We start from the raw sequence: 15,515 nt of genomic DNA, 5'->3' as shown, positions 1-15,515 counted from the left end.
CATAAAAATAGGACAAGATGTTACGCGAATATACCAAAATGTAAGGGGAAATGTTCATGACGCTCTCATCAGAACAGCGAATTACTTTACACGGATTTAATAACTTAACGAAAACATTAAGCTTTAATATGTACGATGTTTGTTTTACAAAGACAAAGGAAGAGCGAGATGCCTATATTGAATACATTGATGAGCAATATAATGCTGATAGGTTAACAAAAATATTAAAGAATGTGTCCGATATCATTGGTGCACATGTTTTAAATATTGCGCAACAAGACTATGTACCCCAAGGTTCAAGTGTAACAATCCTTGTATCAGAGGGACCAGTTGTTGAAGTTCCAGATGAATCCTCATATGACGAATCGCCTGGCCCACTTCCTGATAATGTTGTTTTTCAGCTTGATAAAAGTCATATTACCGTGCACACTTATCCTGAATTTCATCCCACAGAAGGAATTAGTACATTCAGAGCGGATATCGATGTGTCCACTTGTGGGGAAATATCACCTCTTAAAGCGTTAAATTATTTAATTCATTCCTTTGATACAGATATTATGACTATGGATTATCGTGTTCGAGGATTTACTCGGAATATTGAAGGTGATAAACTTTTCATTGATCATGAAATTAACTCCATCCAAAATTACATACCGGACGAAGTGAAAGAATTGTACGATATGATAGATGTTAACATCTACCCAGAAAACATCTTTCATACAAAATGTAAGTTAAAAAACTTTGATTTAAATAATTATTTATTTGGTTTTACGAAAGATGAATTAAAACCAGGGGAAGAAAAAGAAATTACTGCAAAATTGAAGAAAGAAATGGATGAAATTTTTTATGGTAAAAATATGAACTAAGTGATTGTGGGAGCCTGAGGTGGATATCCATCCATCTTTATGGGCTTCTTTTTTTAGGTAAGCCAAATTCTTTGTCTAGATCAGCTTTTACGTTTTATAATGTTTAGAAACATAAGGAGGATGGACATCCTGCAAAAAAGCATTTCTATTATACATAAAGGTCAAACATTACGAGGAATGGAACATATCCCAAGTGAACATAAGCATCCTGCCGTTATCCTCTTACATGGATTTACAGGAACCAAACTTGAACCCCATCGTTTATTTTTAAAAATATCTCGAGCACTAGAAGAAATGAATGTCGCCAGTTTTAGGTTTGATTTTTTAGGTAGTGGAGAGAGTGATGGTCATTTCGAGGATATGACGGTATTAAAAGAAGTGGACCAGGCCGAAGCGATATTAGAGTACGTAAAGACACATCCTTCAGTTGATTCCGATAATATATATTTGTTAGGTTTTAGCATGGGGGGACTTGTTGCTAGCCTGGTAGCTGGTAAACGATTCAACGAAGTGTCGAAGTTGCTTTTACTCGCACCTGCAGGAACGATGAGTCAGTCCAAAACATTAGCTGTTGCTTTAGAAAATTACATTGAAGAAAAAGATGCCTATGATGTTGGTGGGAATTTAATAAGTAAAGAATTTATAGATGAACTACAAACCATTAATGTTTGGGATACAGCCAAGCTCTTTTCAAACGAGGTGTTGTTAATCCATGGAACTATGGATGAAGCTGTTCCTTACGAGGTTTCTAGTATGTATATCGATAAATGCTACGGGAAGAACGCTATTCTAAAAACGATTGAAAATGGAGACCACACTTTTAATTCATATCACTGGGAACAAGAAGTGATTTCTGACATTATAAATTTTGTAAAGAAGTAGATAGGCATTGAAGCGCTTGTTGAGACCGGCATAATCTCTCAAGCGTTTTTTCTGTGGGAATGGGAAAAATAAATTGAATAAATAAATCCGAATAGGAGGAATAATGATGGCCAGGAGAAATAACCGGATTCTCGTCCCAGAGGCACGCCAAGCTTTAAATCACTTAAAGCAAAATGTGATGAGACAAAAGGGGTATCTCAATCAATCAAATGATCCGAACGATGTGAAATACGAGGTAGCAAATGAGCTCAATGTTCCTTTACAGAAAGGGTATAACGGAACGCTCACATCTAAACAAGCAGGCAAGGTTGGAGGCACAATTGGGGGAAGTATGGTTAAGGAAATGATTAGAATGGCACAAAACAACTTAAAAAAATAAATAGAGGAAATACTACTTTTCGAAGGAGGAGATGATATGCCACATCATAAACATCGCGGAGAACCTTTAGACTTGGTATTAGGCAGCGATGAGGTCAGTCAAGAGTTTGCTTCTGAATTAACGAGTGACCATGGTCAAAAAGTAAAAGTAGCTAAACCTAAGAAATCAAAAAACAAGAAAAACCACAAGTAGATTAGAATATTATTATGTAAATAAACATACCTATGGTGTAAAAAAACCATAGGTGTTTTTTTTTATATAATCAATACTGCTTTGGATTTTATTTGTTTATTCGATGAAGGGCACTGGCTTCGTTCGCTACACGTCAAACAAAAGGAACCCACTTTTGTTTAACATCAAAACAGGGTAGCGGCTCAGCTCAGTTCTTTTAAGAAAAACGGCTTTGCCGTTTTTCTTAGAGTATATAATTTTTAAAGAGTTTAAAACTAAGGGTATTAAATGTAAAGGGTGCGTTTTAATGAAAGTAGCGATAATTGGAGCGGGTTTATCTGGCCTTGCTTGTGCCTACAGACTAGAGCAACAAAATTTGGAAGGAAGCATTGATATTTTTGAAACTAAATCAGATGTAGGTGGGGCAAATATTTTTTTAGAGTTTGTCTCAGAGCTTTTCCATCGACCGATTGGTGATTTATTTTCTCACTTAGCTAGTGAATATAAAATGTATTTGCTTCCACAACATACAATTTACTCCTCTATCACAAATGGACCGAGTAAAAGTTATAGCTATCAAGGGTTTTTAGGGCATGTTGTTGTTAGAGGGAATCATGAAAATTCTTTGGAGAAACAGCTAGCGAAACATATTTCCTCAAACATATATTGCAACCATACGGTTCATTATCATGAAATTAAAGATAAATATGACAAAGTAATACTAGCGACGGGTCGTTTACAAGACGTACCGACTGAACTAAATGTTCGAATTGATCGATATGTTGATATAATACATGCGCTGATATCTGGACAATTTAATGAAAAGCAAACAAAAATGTGGTTTAATGACCGGTTTGCTTCAAAGGGATATTCGTTTCAATTAGTCCTAGATGAATCCACGTCGATGATTAGCGTAGCCACACCTGATAGAGAATTTGATATTCATGCAGGATGGGATGCTTTTGTGAAAGATCAATTTGGAACAGATGTTGCATTTAAACAGATTCATCATGTGAAAAACTTTGCTATTGGCCAGCCTAAAATGTACTCAACCGATAACTTACTTTTGATAGGAAATGCAGTAGGTTGTGCTACTCCTTCGATGGGATTCGGATTGCATAATGCATTATTAACTGGTATTTACGCAGCCGATTCCATTGTTCATAATAAAGATTACCATACGTTGATGAAGCAACATGATAAAGAATATAAATGGTCCCTTGCGTTACGAAACGCACTTGAAAATATGGGTAATGAGCAATATGACATGTTAGTGGAGGGGCTTGATTCCATTCTTGGAAGAGTGATTCTAACTCCTGGGGGCTTTAATATAAATAGGTTGAGCGGAAGACTATTATCAATCCTTACAAACGAGAAAAAGCAGTCGTACCAAGCTATTTCATTTAAACCATTTGAGGATATTGAATTATATAATAAAAACGACAATTAGGTTTTTTACGAGGGAACTGAAAAAGTTAGGTTTTAAACTTTTTCGGTTCCCTCTATTTTACGCACCAGCGGTAAAGTCTTGTTCTCTCATAATTGATACCAAAACAGAATGAATGATGTCAATAATCGGGATACTATTTAAAAAAGGATGAGGAGGAACTATGCGAAAATTGTTCACGTTTGTATTCCTTTGTTTTATATTGGTTGTCTTTGGTTATACGGTCTATGGTTTATTTAAACCTATTCCAAAAGGGCTCTCTCTTGAAGGGAATCCATACCACGTATCACATGTTGACTTCCTTCAAGATCTTACGTATGAACAAAAAGGAGAAATAAAGCACGACCACCAAATCTTTGATAGGGTCCTCGACATGATTGATAATGCAGAGGATTTTATTTTATTTGATATGTTCTTATTCAATGATAAACATGATAATGATAAAGAGTATCCTGAAATAACTGATGACATTACACTAGCGCTATTAGATAAAAAGGAAAAGTCACCAGATATTGAAATTGTATTTATTACCGATGAAATCAATACTACGTATAAGTCACATCCAAATGGACATCTAGAAAAGCTTGAGGAAAATGGCATAGAAGTCATTTTAACGAATTTAACCCCGTTACGTGACTCCAATCCGATATATTCTGGGTATTGGCGCTCTTTCCTTCATGTTTTCGGAAAGAAGGGGGAAGGTTGGATAACAAATCCATTTGCTGATAGTTCACCGAATGTCACATTAGGCTCTTATTTAAAGATGTTAAATTTAAAAGGGAATCATCGAAAAATAATTGCTACGGAAAAAGAAGTTATGGTTACATCTGCGAACGCTCATGACGCAAGTGGATTTCATTCAAATATTGCTTTTGTGGTCAAGGGTGATATCATAAGAGACGTCTTGCAATCCGAACAAGCTGTCGCAAATTTTTCAGGAGGCACTTTATTACCAAGGTATCCTAAATCAAAAGAAGAAGACGGGAACATTGAGGTGCAATTACTAACTGAAGGAGCAATTCGTAAAAATCTTATAGAAGAAATTGATGATACGACGATTGACGATACTATTTTTATTGGAATGTTTAACTTATCTGAAAGCGATGTTATCAATGCTTTAGTAGACGCGAGTGAGAGAGGCGTCCATATAAACATCATATTAGACCCTAACGAAACGGTCTTTGGAAATGAAAACATTGGGATTCCAAATCGGCCAGTTGCCTATGACCTTTTGAAGTATGGAAATGAATATATAAACGTTCGCTGGTATAATACACACGATGAACAATACCATAGTAAATTAATGTTAATTAAACGGAAAGATGTTAGCACGATTGTTGGTGGTTCAGCAAACTTTACGCGAAGGAATTTAGATGATTTTAATTTAGATACAAGCCTTAAGATAAAAGCACCAACAGAACAAGATATCATACAAGAAGTGTCTGATTACTTTTCTAAACTATGGAACAATGAAGATGCCAACTATACCGTTCATCATAGTCATTATTTAAAGGATTTTAATCAATATAAAACGTATCTATTTCGGTTTCAAAAGAAAACAAAGCTAACAACGTTTTAAATAAATGTATACTTAAAACCAAAGATAAAATACTATTATTTTCCAAAGGGAGTGGATGTTGTGGGTTTTTTAGACGGTATAATGGGAAATGCTTCAGAAGTTAATGTTAGCGAAGTACAAAAAGAATTTTCAAAAGTTTTAACCGCTAATGAACAAATTGAGAAAGCATACAAGCTAATTCGAGATTTATTTCTTTTTACAGACAAGCGCCTCATCCTTGTAGATAAACAAGGACTTACAGGAAAAAAGGTAGAGCTTCATTCAATTCCATATAAAAACATAACTCATTTTAGCATTGAAACTGCTGGGAACTTCGATTTAGATGCTGAACTTAAAATATGGATTTCAGGAAATTCTGCCCCTATTCAAAAACAGTTTAACAAAAACTTAAATATTTATGAACTTCAAAGTGTATTAGCTGCTTATGTATTGAAATAACACTAAGTCATATCTTCATAAAGAAGAGGGTGAGGGTGGGCCAAAAGGTTTTTTGCCTTTTGACCCACCCTCTAAGCAATGAGCGAAACCGCCACAACTTGCTGAAGTGAGTGGGTATCTCACAACGGGCTTTGTTTTGTGGCGAGTGAAGCCTGTGCAGATGGTTTAGCTATTTCTGTCCCAGTCTAACTCTCTTTTTTTATAGGTAGATCACTATTTTTTAGGGAAAGAGTAGCGTGAATGGTACAACAGCATAGGGTAAAATATCTAGAAAAGTAAGGAGGTTTTACCATTGTTAGCCGTATACCCATACTCTCAATACTCTAACTTCTTCAACCACATGCAAATGCCTACCTATGGACAATACCCCTACCAAGCACCATACTTGGGTTATCAACAGAGTCCTTATGGAAACATGTATCCTTCTTTTTGGGAAGGACAACAACAGTATTCGATTCCTCAAAAGACAATTAAAGCAAAAGCACAGCAAAAAACTGCACCGCATCTAAATCCACATGCATCCTTATTTTTTAGTGGGCCGATTCCAGAAATAGACCGAATCTTTTTTGGTTAAGTACTATAAAAAAGATAGTAAGTACATTTTGTGAAATTAACTTAAAATAAAGAAACGCCTTTTCATTCCTCCACTATTTTTATAAAATAGTATTTATCCTATTAATTTAAAAATCTAGAAATTTAATGCCAGCTAAGCAACAATACTATTTTCCGTTTATTAAAAGTGGTCTTTCCTTCGAGACCACTTCTTCATTTTTACATACTACGTTTAAGGGGAATGTTATGACTACACCAGAGGTAAAAAAATTATCAATTATAGCTGTAACGTGGCCAATATTCATTGAGACTTTGTTGCACTTTTCGTTACGGACCGCTGATACATTTATGATAAGTAAAGTATCGGATGAAGCGGTAGCCGCTGTTGGCGTTGCCAATCAATTAGTCATGTTTTTATTTTTTCTCTTTCAATTTGTCGCAACAGGGTGTGCAATTGTTGTTGCGCAGTATTTAGGTGCAAAAAAATATGGGGAAATCCGAAAACTGACAGCCAATGCTATTTCCATGAACTTTTTATTTGGTCTGTTAATTGCAACGTTAGTGGTTTTGTTTAGTCGACAACTACTTGGGTTGTTTCAGTTAGAACCTCACTTATTTCAAGAAGCAAGAGTGTATTTGATGATTGTTGGTGGAGCCCTTGTTTTCCAAGCACTTTGTGTAACAATGTCTGCGATTATACAAACGCATGGCTTTACGAAAGAGACGATGTATGTTTCCGTTGGAATGAATATCTTAAATATTATTGGGAATTATTTGTTCATCTTTGGAGCTTTTGGAGTACCTAAGCTTGGAGTACCAGGGGTAGCTATCGCAACGGCCATTAGTCAGTTTCTAGCGATGATTGCTTATGGTTTAATGCTCTATTATCGCGTCAAGTTAAAAATTGAATGGTCCGAATTAATAAGATGGCAAAAAGAACGAATTAAGAAAATACTTAGCATTGGGATTCCTTCGTCTATGACGATTATCTCGTATTCTAGTAGTCAAATTGTTGTAACTGCGTTTATTACGCTATTAGGGACTCAAATGTTAGCGACTCGGATTTATACGATAAATATTCTCTTTTTCGTTATGATTTTGGGGATTTCGTTAGGAAGAGGTTCTCAAATTATTATCGGTCACTTAATTGGTGCAGGTAAAATGGATGAAGCTTATAAACAAGCACTTCGTAATGGTCGTTGGAGTATCCTAATGGCAATGGGAACGACACTTATTATCTATTTATTAAGAGAGCCATTGCTAGGCTTGTTTACAAGTGACCCTGAAATTATATACATGGGAGCTACTCTTTTGCTAATGGGTTTTTTACTTGAGCCCGGTCGTTGCTTAAACTTAATATATGGGGCCACTCTACAAGGTGCAGGAGATGCACGGTATATGATGATTGTTTCTGTGACAGTCATTTGGTTGTTTAGTGTACCTTTATATTATTTACTAGGAATTCATTGGGGCTTCGGGCTAATTGGGATATGGATCGCATTTATAGCGGATGAATGGCTTCGAGGAATTTTATTATATGGTCGTTGGAAAACGAGAAAGTGGGAACAAAAAGCCCTTGTAAAACATGAGAAAAAAGAAATTGAAGAGACTGCGTAAGCACAATAAAGAAAAGAATTAAGGAAAACAGTGGGATAAAAGGTTAAAAAAACAGAAGGCACTGAAATAGTCAGTACAACTTTTTACAGTGCCACCCTATATCTTTACTATAAAGCTACATAGTTTTTTAGATAATATATAAAGTTTGAATATGTTTTTCTTTATCAAGAAATGCTACAATGATTTTTATAGCCATTTAAGTAATACATATTTTTGATTCAAAGAAACTAACTTAGAGGTGAATAGAAAAATGAAAACGTTTCAAAATCCGATTTTACCCGGTTTTTACCCAGATCCATCCCTTTGCAGAGTAGGTGAAGACTATTACTTAGTCACTTCATCATTTTCTTACTTTCCAGGAGTACCGATTTTTCACAGCCGTGACTTAGTCAATTGGAAACAAATTGGTCATGTTTTAGATAGACCATCACAACTACCACTAGATGGACAAGGTGTGTCACGAGGTATTTTTGCTCCGACCATTCGCCACCACGAAGGCGTATTTTATATGATCACAACGAATGTGGAAGAAGGCGGAAACTTTGTCGTGACTGCTACCGATCCTGCTGGTCCTTGGTCTGACCCTTATTATCTAGATGCTCCAGGAATTGACCCTTCTCTGTTCTTTGATGATGACGGGAAAGTTTATTACCATGGAACACGACCAGCTCCAGAAGGAGAGAAATATAGCGGGAACTGGGAAGTGTGGTTACAAGAGTTTGATTTAGAAACAATGAGCTTAGTAGGAGATTCTATTGGCTTATGGCGTGGCGCTTTACGTGATGTGATTTGGCCAGAAGGTCCTCATATTTATAAAATAAATGGCATGTACTATCTTATGATTTCAGAGGCAGGTACCGGCCATGAACATGCTGTTTCAATAGCGCGCAGTGAGTCGGTTACAGGTCCTTATGTTGGAAATAAAGCTAACCCAATCATGACTCATCGCCATTTTGGTAGAGAGTATCCTGTCGTTAATGTTGGTCATTGTGACTTAGTGGAAACACAAAATGGAGAATGGTGGGCGATTGGACTAGCATCCCGAATTTATGGAGGATATTATCGTAACCTAGGAAGAGAAACATTCTTGCTTCCGGTCATTTGGGAAGATGGTTGGCCAATTATGAGCCCAGGAACTGGAAAATTAGAAATGTCTTATCCCGTACCAGACCTACCGGAAACTAAACCTGTAATCCATCCGGCGTGTGACCATTTTACGGAAGATACGCTTGATTTAAGATGGAACATTTTACGTACGCCTAGAGAAGAGACGTATAGCTTAACGGAGAAACCTGGTTACCTACGATTAAAACTTCGTCCTGATATGGTAACTGAATCAACTTTACCAAGCTTTGTAGCGAGAAGACAACAACACATCAATTTTGTTGCATCAACCTACATGGAGTTTTCTCCAACGGCTGATAATGAAACAGCAGGTATTGTGTTATTTCAAAGCGAAGAATTTAACTATCAGTTTGTTTCAACACAAAACGGAGGTAATAACGTAATTCAATTAATTAAGTATCAAGCTGGAGAAAAAGAAGTTCTGGCGGAGAGCCCTATTGATTCTAAAGGATTATACTTAAAAATTGAAACATATGGACAAGACTATAGTTTCTATTACGGTAAATCCCAAACGGATTATATACCACTACTTGAAAATGTCGACGGTAGAATTTTAAGCACTGATGTCGCAGGTGGTTTTGTTGGTACTGTAATTGGCTTATATGCAAGTGCGAACGGAAGTAATAGCTCCAACACAGCAGATTTTGACTGGTTTGAGTATGTAGGTTTGTAAGGTTTGAAAGAGATTAGGTTAAAATGTTATGCTCCCTCTAAGGTAATCGGTTTTACCTTAGGGGGAATTTTATATACCAAAGCTTTTTTTAATCATATATATACGGGAGTGCTTTTATTATGAAAAAACCTATTTGGAAACAATGGTTTTTTTGGATAATTATTATAATATTTTTACTAATCAATCTGATTTCGAACAATCTATCTTCGAAAAATAATATGAATGAACAGCGAAACCCTTTAGAAAGCAACATTTCAACACACTAATAAAAAAACATCTTAAATTCAAAATAAATATCTTGAATTTAAGATAAATATAGTTTATAGTAAGAAATGTAATCAAGACAATGACAAAAAGAAATTAGGAAAACGTAGGAGGAGAAAGTAAAAATGACAACATTCAAATTAGACAAAGTACACAGTGGGGTAAATTTTTCAGTAAAACATATGATGGTTTCTAAAGCAAAAGGTGAATTCCAAGACTTCGATGTAAACGTGGTAGGAGACATCAATAATCCAGAAGGGCTTCAAGTAACAGTAAATGTTGACCCAGCTTCCATTAACACAAATAACGATGACAGAGATGGGCATTTACGTTCAGGGGACTTTTTTGATGTAGAGAACTATAACACAATTAAAATCGAAAGCACATCAATTAAAAAAGTATCTGATGATGAGTTTGAAATGACAGCTGATGTTACAATTAAAGGTGTAACGAACTCTGAAACATTCGCGATTGAATTTAACGGCACATCCAAAAATCCTATGGATGGAAGCACAGTTGCTGGATTTGATGTAGAAGGAAAACTAAACCGTGAGAAATACGGCTTAACTTGGAACGCTGCTCTTGAAACAGGTGGCGTATTAGTTGGGAAAGATGTTAAATTAAGTGCAAACTTTGAATTTGTAGTAGAATAAGAAAAACAAAGCCTACACCCTAATGAGGATTGTAGGCTTTTTTCTATGGGTACAATAAAAAGAAAAACAAATGAGGGTCTCTACTATGAAACAAGATGGGTTTAAAAGCTTTTCATTAAACGATGGTATACTACGGGCATTAGAACAGTTAAAGTACGATCGTCCAACTGAAGTCCAAGAAAAAGTCATTCCAATTGTGTTAACTAAGAAAGATGTAGTCGTTAAATCAAAAACTGGAAGTGGTAAAACGGCCGCATTCGGGATTCCGTTATGTCAACTTTGCGAGTGGGATGAAAATAGACCACAAGCGTTGGTGTTAACACCTACAAGGGAATTAGCGGTTCAAGTCAAAGAAGACATTTTAAATATCGGTAGATTTAAACGTATGAAAGCAATTGCTATCTTTGGTAAACAATCGTTTGAACGACAAAAAATTGAACTAAAACAGAAAAATCACATCGTCGTTGGTACCCCTGGTCGGATACTAGACCATATCCAAAAAGGTACATTAGTTTTTGATAAGATTAAATATCTTGTCATTGATGAAGCGGATGATATGCTAAACATGGGATTTATTGACCAAGTAGAAGCAATTATTAACGAACTTCCACGTGAACGGGTGACGATGCTTTTTTCAGCTACCCTTCCGGAAGACATTGAGAAGTTAAGTAAAAAATACATGAGCAACCATGAGGCAATTGAGATTCAAACATCAAAAACAACTGTTGGTAAAATTGAGCATGTTCTTCTTGAGGTTAACGAGGCTAATAAATTTAATTTGTTACTTGATGTTACGATTGTGGAGAATCCTGATAGCTGTATCATTTTTTGTGGGACACAAGAAGAAGTTGATAATCTTTATCGAAAATTAAAAAAAGCGAACTATCCATGCGAGAAAATACATGGTGGCATGAAACAGGAAGACCGATTTTCAGTTATGAATGATTTTCGAAAAGGACAATTTCGTTATTTAATTGCTACCAATGTTGCTGCAAGGGGGATTGATATTGCAGATATTTCACATGTCATAAATTATGATTTCCCATATGAAAAAGAAAGCTATGTTCATCGCACAGGAAGAACGGGACGAGCAGGTAAAAACGGAAAAGCAATTACTTTTTTAACTCCGAGTGATGAAAAATATCTAAAGGAAACCGAACAATTACTTGGATATACTATACCTAGGGGAACACCACCGCCTCATGACGAGGTCATAAGGGCAAAGGATGCTTTTGAAAAAAAACGTATAAAACGGCCACCGTTAAAAAATGATAAAAAGGACCAGGTTAATGAGGGAATTATGAAGCTTTATTTTAATGGTGGTAAGAAGAAGAAATTAAGAGCAGTTGATTTTGTTGGTACTCTTTCAAAGCTACCAGGGGTAACCGCAGATGACATTGGCATCATTACGATACAAGAGAACAGTACTTTTGTTGATATTCTAAATGGCAAAGGCATACATGTTCTAGAAAAAATGAAAACAACTACAATTAAAGGAAAACAACTGAAAGTATATCAAGCGAAAGAGTAAAAAAAATGTTTGGTTGGAATAAAAAGAATAGTTGGAGACATACTTACTATGTAATGCTTTTACATATGGACTTGTAGCTCAAAGGGATAGAGCAGCCAGTGGTTACATTGGGTTAATTATTGTGCATTTTGCGGGTTCAAGCCCCGCCAAGTCCATCCAACGAAAAAAAACCTGGTGAGAGTATCGTCTCATCAGTTTTTTTTGTATTGTATTACAAAATTCTAATGTATTGCTACTAGAATTTAATATTTATCGTATAACCGTTGTTTTACCAGCTTTTTGTTGGAACTGGTTGTTTGTCCTATATGACATTTGTCATACGTTTGAATTGACGTTTATGACTTAAATGTCATACCAAAACTTCTTATAATAATGATAGTAACAATTTAACATTAAAATAATAAGTCAAATCATAACTTACTAAGCTTTACATTTGAAAGGGGTTTTATGATGTCAGTACCTAAAATTAAGCAATTAAAAAAAGAAGTTGCTCCATTCGAGCAATCTAACATGAAAAAAAGTATAATGCAAATGGTGAACACATTAGGTCCGTTATTTGCTTTATGGTATATCGGATACCTTAGCCTTTCTGTTTCATATTGGTTGACATTTCCTATATTAGTAGTCGCATCTGGTTTTCTCGTACGCTCATTTATTATCATGCATGATTGCACACATTCATCATTCTTTAAGAGCAAAAGAGCAAACGACATTGTCGGCACGCTTATCGGTGTATTAACATTAGTACCTTATCAACAATGGAAGCAAACGCATTCTATTCACCATGCGACAAGTAGTAATCTTGATAAACGTGGTGTAGGTGATATGTGGATATTAACAGTTAAAGAATATGATGAAGCATCTGTTTGGAAAAAAATCGGGTACCGCTTTTATCGTAATCCTTTTGTAATGTTTGGTCTTGGTCCAATTGGTGTATTTTTAATTGAATATCGTTTTAATCGAAGAGCAGCAAGACGTCCAGAAAGAATAAATACGTATATTACAAATATTTTAATTGTTGCTCTGTATGCTTCGTTATGTTGGGCAATCGGTTGGCAAGCATTCCTATTAATTCAAGGGCCAATTGCATTTATGTCAGCTTTATTTGGAATTTGGTTATTTTATGTACAGCATCAATTTGAGGATTCTTATTTTGAAAATGAAGAGGAATGGAACTATGTGCAAGCGGCAGTTGAAGGAAGTTCTTATTATAAACTACCGAAATTGTTACAATGGTTATCTGGTAATATCGGATTCCATCATGTTCATCACCTAAGTCCAAGAGTTCCTAATTATAATTTAGAAGAAGCTCATAATTCGACACCACCATTACAAAAAGCAACAACAATTACATTACGCACAAGTATTAAATCACTTCGCTTTAAGCTTTGGGATGAGCATGGAAAAAGGTTTGTTACGTTTAAAGATGTGAAAGCATCATTACAACGAGCTGAAGGTGAAAAAGTTCCAGATTTATTACGAAAAGTAAACTAATATTATGATATAATGATAAAAAATACCAAAAAGGGAGAGGACTATGAACAATCTTAAACTATGGAATCAGAAGTTTCGGAAAAGCACCGGACTTAGTCCGTATGTATGGATTGTGTTTTATATCCTCCCTTTTTATTTTGTATTCCATTCGACATCAACATATCAAATAGTCATAGGCATTGTGATGATAATCGTATATTTTATATGCTACGTGCTATCCTTTGTCTCTAAAGGATGGCTTGTCTATTTTTGGACCAGTGTGCAGATATCAATATCAGCAGCAATGAGCTTGCTTTTTGGTTATATTTATTTCTTTTTATTTTTAGCCTTTTTTATAGGTAACTTGAAAAGTCGCGCCGCATTTATTACTTTTTATGTGATTTTACTGTTAACAACGTTTACGACCAGTTATTATGGTTTTGTCTCACATCGTGTTTTTATTACGCAACTTCCTTTTGTGTTTTTAAGTATTGTCGCCGTCATTTTATTGCCGGTGAGTACTTACAATAAAAATAAAGAAGACCGGCTTCAAGTTCAATTAGAAGACGCCAACAAGCGAATATCAGAACTAGTAAAATTAGAGGAAAGACAACGAATTTCTAGGGATTTACACGATACTCTTGGTCAAAAGCTATCATTAATCGGCTTAAAAAGTGATTTAGCCGCGAAATTAATTCTAAAAGATCCTGCCAAAGCTAAAACAGAAATCAAGGATGTCCAAAAAACGGCCCGGATTGCATTAAAAGAAGTACGAGAAATTGTTATGCAAATGCGAGGGACAAAACTTGAAGATGAAATGCTTCGAATTAAACAAATTTTAAAAGCTGCCTCGATAGATTTTACTTTAGAAGGAAATCCGAAGCTACAACATACGTCATTGATTGCAGAAAATGTGGTTAGCATGTGTATTAAAGAGGCTGTTACCAATGTTGTAAAACATAGTAAAGCTTCTCATTGCACGATTATGCTAATTCCTCAAGACACAAAACTATCCATCAAAATTTCCGATGATGGGATAGGTATTAGAACACCGCTTGACCGTCTTAAGGGAAGTGGAGTTCAAGGGATGAAAGAACGATTAGAGTTTGTCAATGGCCAACTCGAAATAGAATCAGACATAGATAAGGGTACAACCGTACTCATTTCAGTACCGAACAGTTCCACGAAGCCGGAATAAAAGGAGGGGTAACATGATTCGAATTGTGATTGCAGAAGACCAAAAAATGTTGTTGGGTGCACTCGCTGCTCTTATTGATCTAGAAGATGACATGAGCGTTGTCGGAAGCGCAAATAATGGGGAAGAAGCTGTACGTTTAGTAGAAGAACACAAACCTGATGTATGTATTATGGATATAGAAATGCCTGGTATGACTGGGTTAGATGCTGCAGAAAAACTTAATGATACTGGTTGTAAGGTCATTATTTTAACAACTTTTGCTCGGTCTGGCTATTTTCAAAGAGCTGTTAAAGCTGGTGTGAATGGTTATATGTTGAAAGATAGTCCGAGTGAGGAATTGGCAGGAGCTATTAGGAAAGTGATGGAGGGGCGCCGAATTTATGCTCCTGAGTTGGTAGATGAAGTGTACGGAGAAGCTAATCCTTTGACTGAAAGAGAAAGTGATGTACTACTACTTATGTCTGAAGGCAAAAGTACAAAAGAAATTGCCCAACAACTATTTATAACGAACGGCACTGTTCGCAATTATATTTCATCTATCCTTGATAAGCTTGAAGTTAGTAATCGTATTGAAGCGATAACTAGATTTAAAGAAAAAGGTTGGTTTAAATGACTAACGACTGTACTGAAATCATAAGCATGTTCTTTAGGGAGAGCCTAAGAGACA

Annotated in this window: 15 protein-coding genes and 1 tRNA gene; all 16 read left to right on the top strand. The window is 35.6% G+C overall.

The annotated features are described in order from the left end of the window. Positions 1–56 precede the first annotated feature (56 nt). Positions 57–866, top strand: coding sequence for an adenosylmethionine decarboxylase (gene speD / locus BK585_RS11435; RefSeq protein WP_078553572.1), 810 nt, complete (start codon positions 57–59; stop codon positions 864–866). 120 nt (positions 867–986) lie between these two features. Then, positions 987–1,748: an alpha/beta hydrolase gene (locus tag BK585_RS11430; protein WP_245805819.1), complete on the top strand. Its 762-nt coding sequence runs from the start codon at positions 987–989 to the stop codon at positions 1,746–1,748. A gap of 106 nt (positions 1,749–1,854) precedes the next feature. Further along, entirely contained in the window at positions 1,855–2,127 is a 273-nt protein-coding gene (locus BK585_RS11425) for an alpha/beta-type small acid-soluble spore protein (RefSeq protein WP_078553571.1), read from the top strand. Between the two features lie 36 nt (positions 2,128–2,163). Continuing rightward, positions 2,164–2,319, top strand: coding sequence for a hypothetical protein (locus BK585_RS24020; protein WP_170885554.1), 156 nt, complete (start codon positions 2,164–2,166; stop codon positions 2,317–2,319). A gap of 286 nt (positions 2,320–2,605) precedes the next feature. After that, complete coding sequence (locus tag BK585_RS11420) at positions 2,606–3,748, top strand: NAD(P)/FAD-dependent oxidoreductase (protein WP_078553570.1); 1,143 nt, start codon at positions 2,606–2,608, stop codon at positions 3,746–3,748. A gap of 160 nt (positions 3,749–3,908) precedes the next feature. Then, positions 3,909–5,324: a phospholipase D family protein gene (locus BK585_RS11415; RefSeq protein WP_078553569.1), complete on the top strand. Its 1,416-nt coding sequence runs from the start codon at positions 3,909–3,911 to the stop codon at positions 5,322–5,324. Between the two features lie 60 nt (positions 5,325–5,384). After that, the gene (locus BK585_RS11410) at positions 5,385–5,762 is read left to right on the top strand and encodes a PH domain-containing protein (protein WP_078553568.1); all 378 of its coding nucleotides are present in this window, start codon (positions 5,385–5,387) and stop codon (positions 5,760–5,762) included. A 292-nt stretch (positions 5,763–6,054) separates the two neighbouring features. Continuing rightward, positions 6,055–6,336: a hypothetical protein gene (locus tag BK585_RS11405; protein ID WP_078553567.1), complete on the top strand. Its 282-nt coding sequence runs from the start codon at positions 6,055–6,057 to the stop codon at positions 6,334–6,336. Positions 6,337–6,560: 224 nt separating this feature from the next. Beyond that, on the top strand, positions 6,561–7,931 hold the full coding sequence (locus BK585_RS11400) for an MATE family efflux transporter (protein ID WP_078553566.1): 1,371 nt from the start codon (positions 6,561–6,563) through the stop codon (positions 7,929–7,931). Between the two features lie 250 nt (positions 7,932–8,181). Further along, the gene (locus BK585_RS11395; protein ID WP_078553565.1) at positions 8,182–9,729 is read left to right on the top strand and encodes a glycoside hydrolase family 43 protein; all 1,548 of its coding nucleotides are present in this window, start codon (positions 8,182–8,184) and stop codon (positions 9,727–9,729) included. 389 nt (positions 9,730–10,118) lie between these two features. Beyond that, positions 10,119–10,646, top strand: coding sequence for a YceI family protein (locus BK585_RS11390; RefSeq protein WP_078553564.1), 528 nt, complete (start codon positions 10,119–10,121; stop codon positions 10,644–10,646). Positions 10,647–10,731: 85 nt separating this feature from the next. After that, the gene (locus tag BK585_RS11385; RefSeq protein WP_078553563.1) at positions 10,732–12,177 is read left to right on the top strand and encodes a DEAD/DEAH box helicase; all 1,446 of its coding nucleotides are present in this window, start codon (positions 10,732–10,734) and stop codon (positions 12,175–12,177) included. Positions 12,178–12,244: 67 nt separating this feature from the next. Continuing rightward, a tRNA-OTHER gene (locus BK585_RS11380) sits at positions 12,245–12,332 on the top strand. 295 nt (positions 12,333–12,627) lie between these two features. Next, entirely contained in the window at positions 12,628–13,671 is a 1,044-nt protein-coding gene (gene desA / locus BK585_RS11375) for a Delta(5) desaturase DesA (RefSeq protein WP_078553562.1), read from the top strand. Between the two features lie 43 nt (positions 13,672–13,714). Further along, positions 13,715–14,848 (top strand): sensor histidine kinase, encoded by a 1,134-nt coding sequence (locus BK585_RS11370; RefSeq protein ID WP_078553561.1) that lies wholly within the window; start codon positions 13,715–13,717, stop codon positions 14,846–14,848. 13 nt (positions 14,849–14,861) lie between these two features. Then, positions 14,862–15,461 carry a response regulator transcription factor gene (locus BK585_RS11365; protein WP_078553560.1) on the top strand — a complete coding sequence of 200 codons (600 nt, stop codon included), beginning with the start codon at positions 14,862–14,864 and terminating at the stop codon, positions 15,459–15,461. Positions 15,462–15,515 lie beyond the last annotated feature (54 nt).

The sequence above is a fragment of the Bacillus alkalicellulosilyticus genome, from assembly GCF_002019795.1.
GTDB classification, from domain to species: domain Bacteria; phylum Bacillota; class Bacilli; order Bacillales; family Bacillaceae_F; genus Bacillus_AO; species Bacillus_AO alkalicellulosilyticum.
This window is presented reverse-complemented; position numbering and strand designations above follow the sequence as displayed.

Coding starts and splice junctions, on each gene's coding strand:
- BK585_RS11415 (WP_078553569.1), top strand. CDS start 3,909: ATGCGAAAATTGTTCACGTTTGTATTCCTTTGTTTTATATTGGTTGTC.
- BK585_RS11395 (WP_078553565.1), top strand. CDS start 8,182: ATGAAAACGTTTCAAAATCCGATTTTACCCGGTTTTTACCCAGATCCA.
- speD (WP_078553572.1), top strand. CDS start 57: ATGACGCTCTCATCAGAACAGCGAATTACTTTACACGGATTTAATAAC.
- BK585_RS11365 (WP_078553560.1), top strand. CDS start 14,862: ATGATTCGAATTGTGATTGCAGAAGACCAAAAAATGTTGTTGGGTGCA.
- BK585_RS11370 (WP_078553561.1), top strand. CDS start 13,715: ATGAACAATCTTAAACTATGGAATCAGAAGTTTCGGAAAAGCACCGGA.
- BK585_RS11430 (WP_245805819.1), top strand. CDS start 987: ATGGACATCCTGCAAAAAAGCATTTCTATTATACATAAAGGTCAAACA.
- BK585_RS11420 (WP_078553570.1), top strand. CDS start 2,606: ATGAAAGTAGCGATAATTGGAGCGGGTTTATCTGGCCTTGCTTGTGCC.
- BK585_RS24020 (WP_170885554.1), top strand. CDS start 2,164: ATGCCACATCATAAACATCGCGGAGAACCTTTAGACTTGGTATTAGGC.
- BK585_RS11425 (WP_078553571.1), top strand. CDS start 1,855: ATGGCCAGGAGAAATAACCGGATTCTCGTCCCAGAGGCACGCCAAGCT.
- desA (WP_078553562.1), top strand. CDS start 12,628: ATGTCAGTACCTAAAATTAAGCAATTAAAAAAAGAAGTTGCTCCATTC.
- BK585_RS11385 (WP_078553563.1), top strand. CDS start 10,732: ATGAAACAAGATGGGTTTAAAAGCTTTTCATTAAACGATGGTATACTA.
- BK585_RS11400 (WP_078553566.1), top strand. CDS start 6,561: ATGACTACACCAGAGGTAAAAAAATTATCAATTATAGCTGTAACGTGG.
- BK585_RS11390 (WP_078553564.1), top strand. CDS start 10,119: ATGACAACATTCAAATTAGACAAAGTACACAGTGGGGTAAATTTTTCA.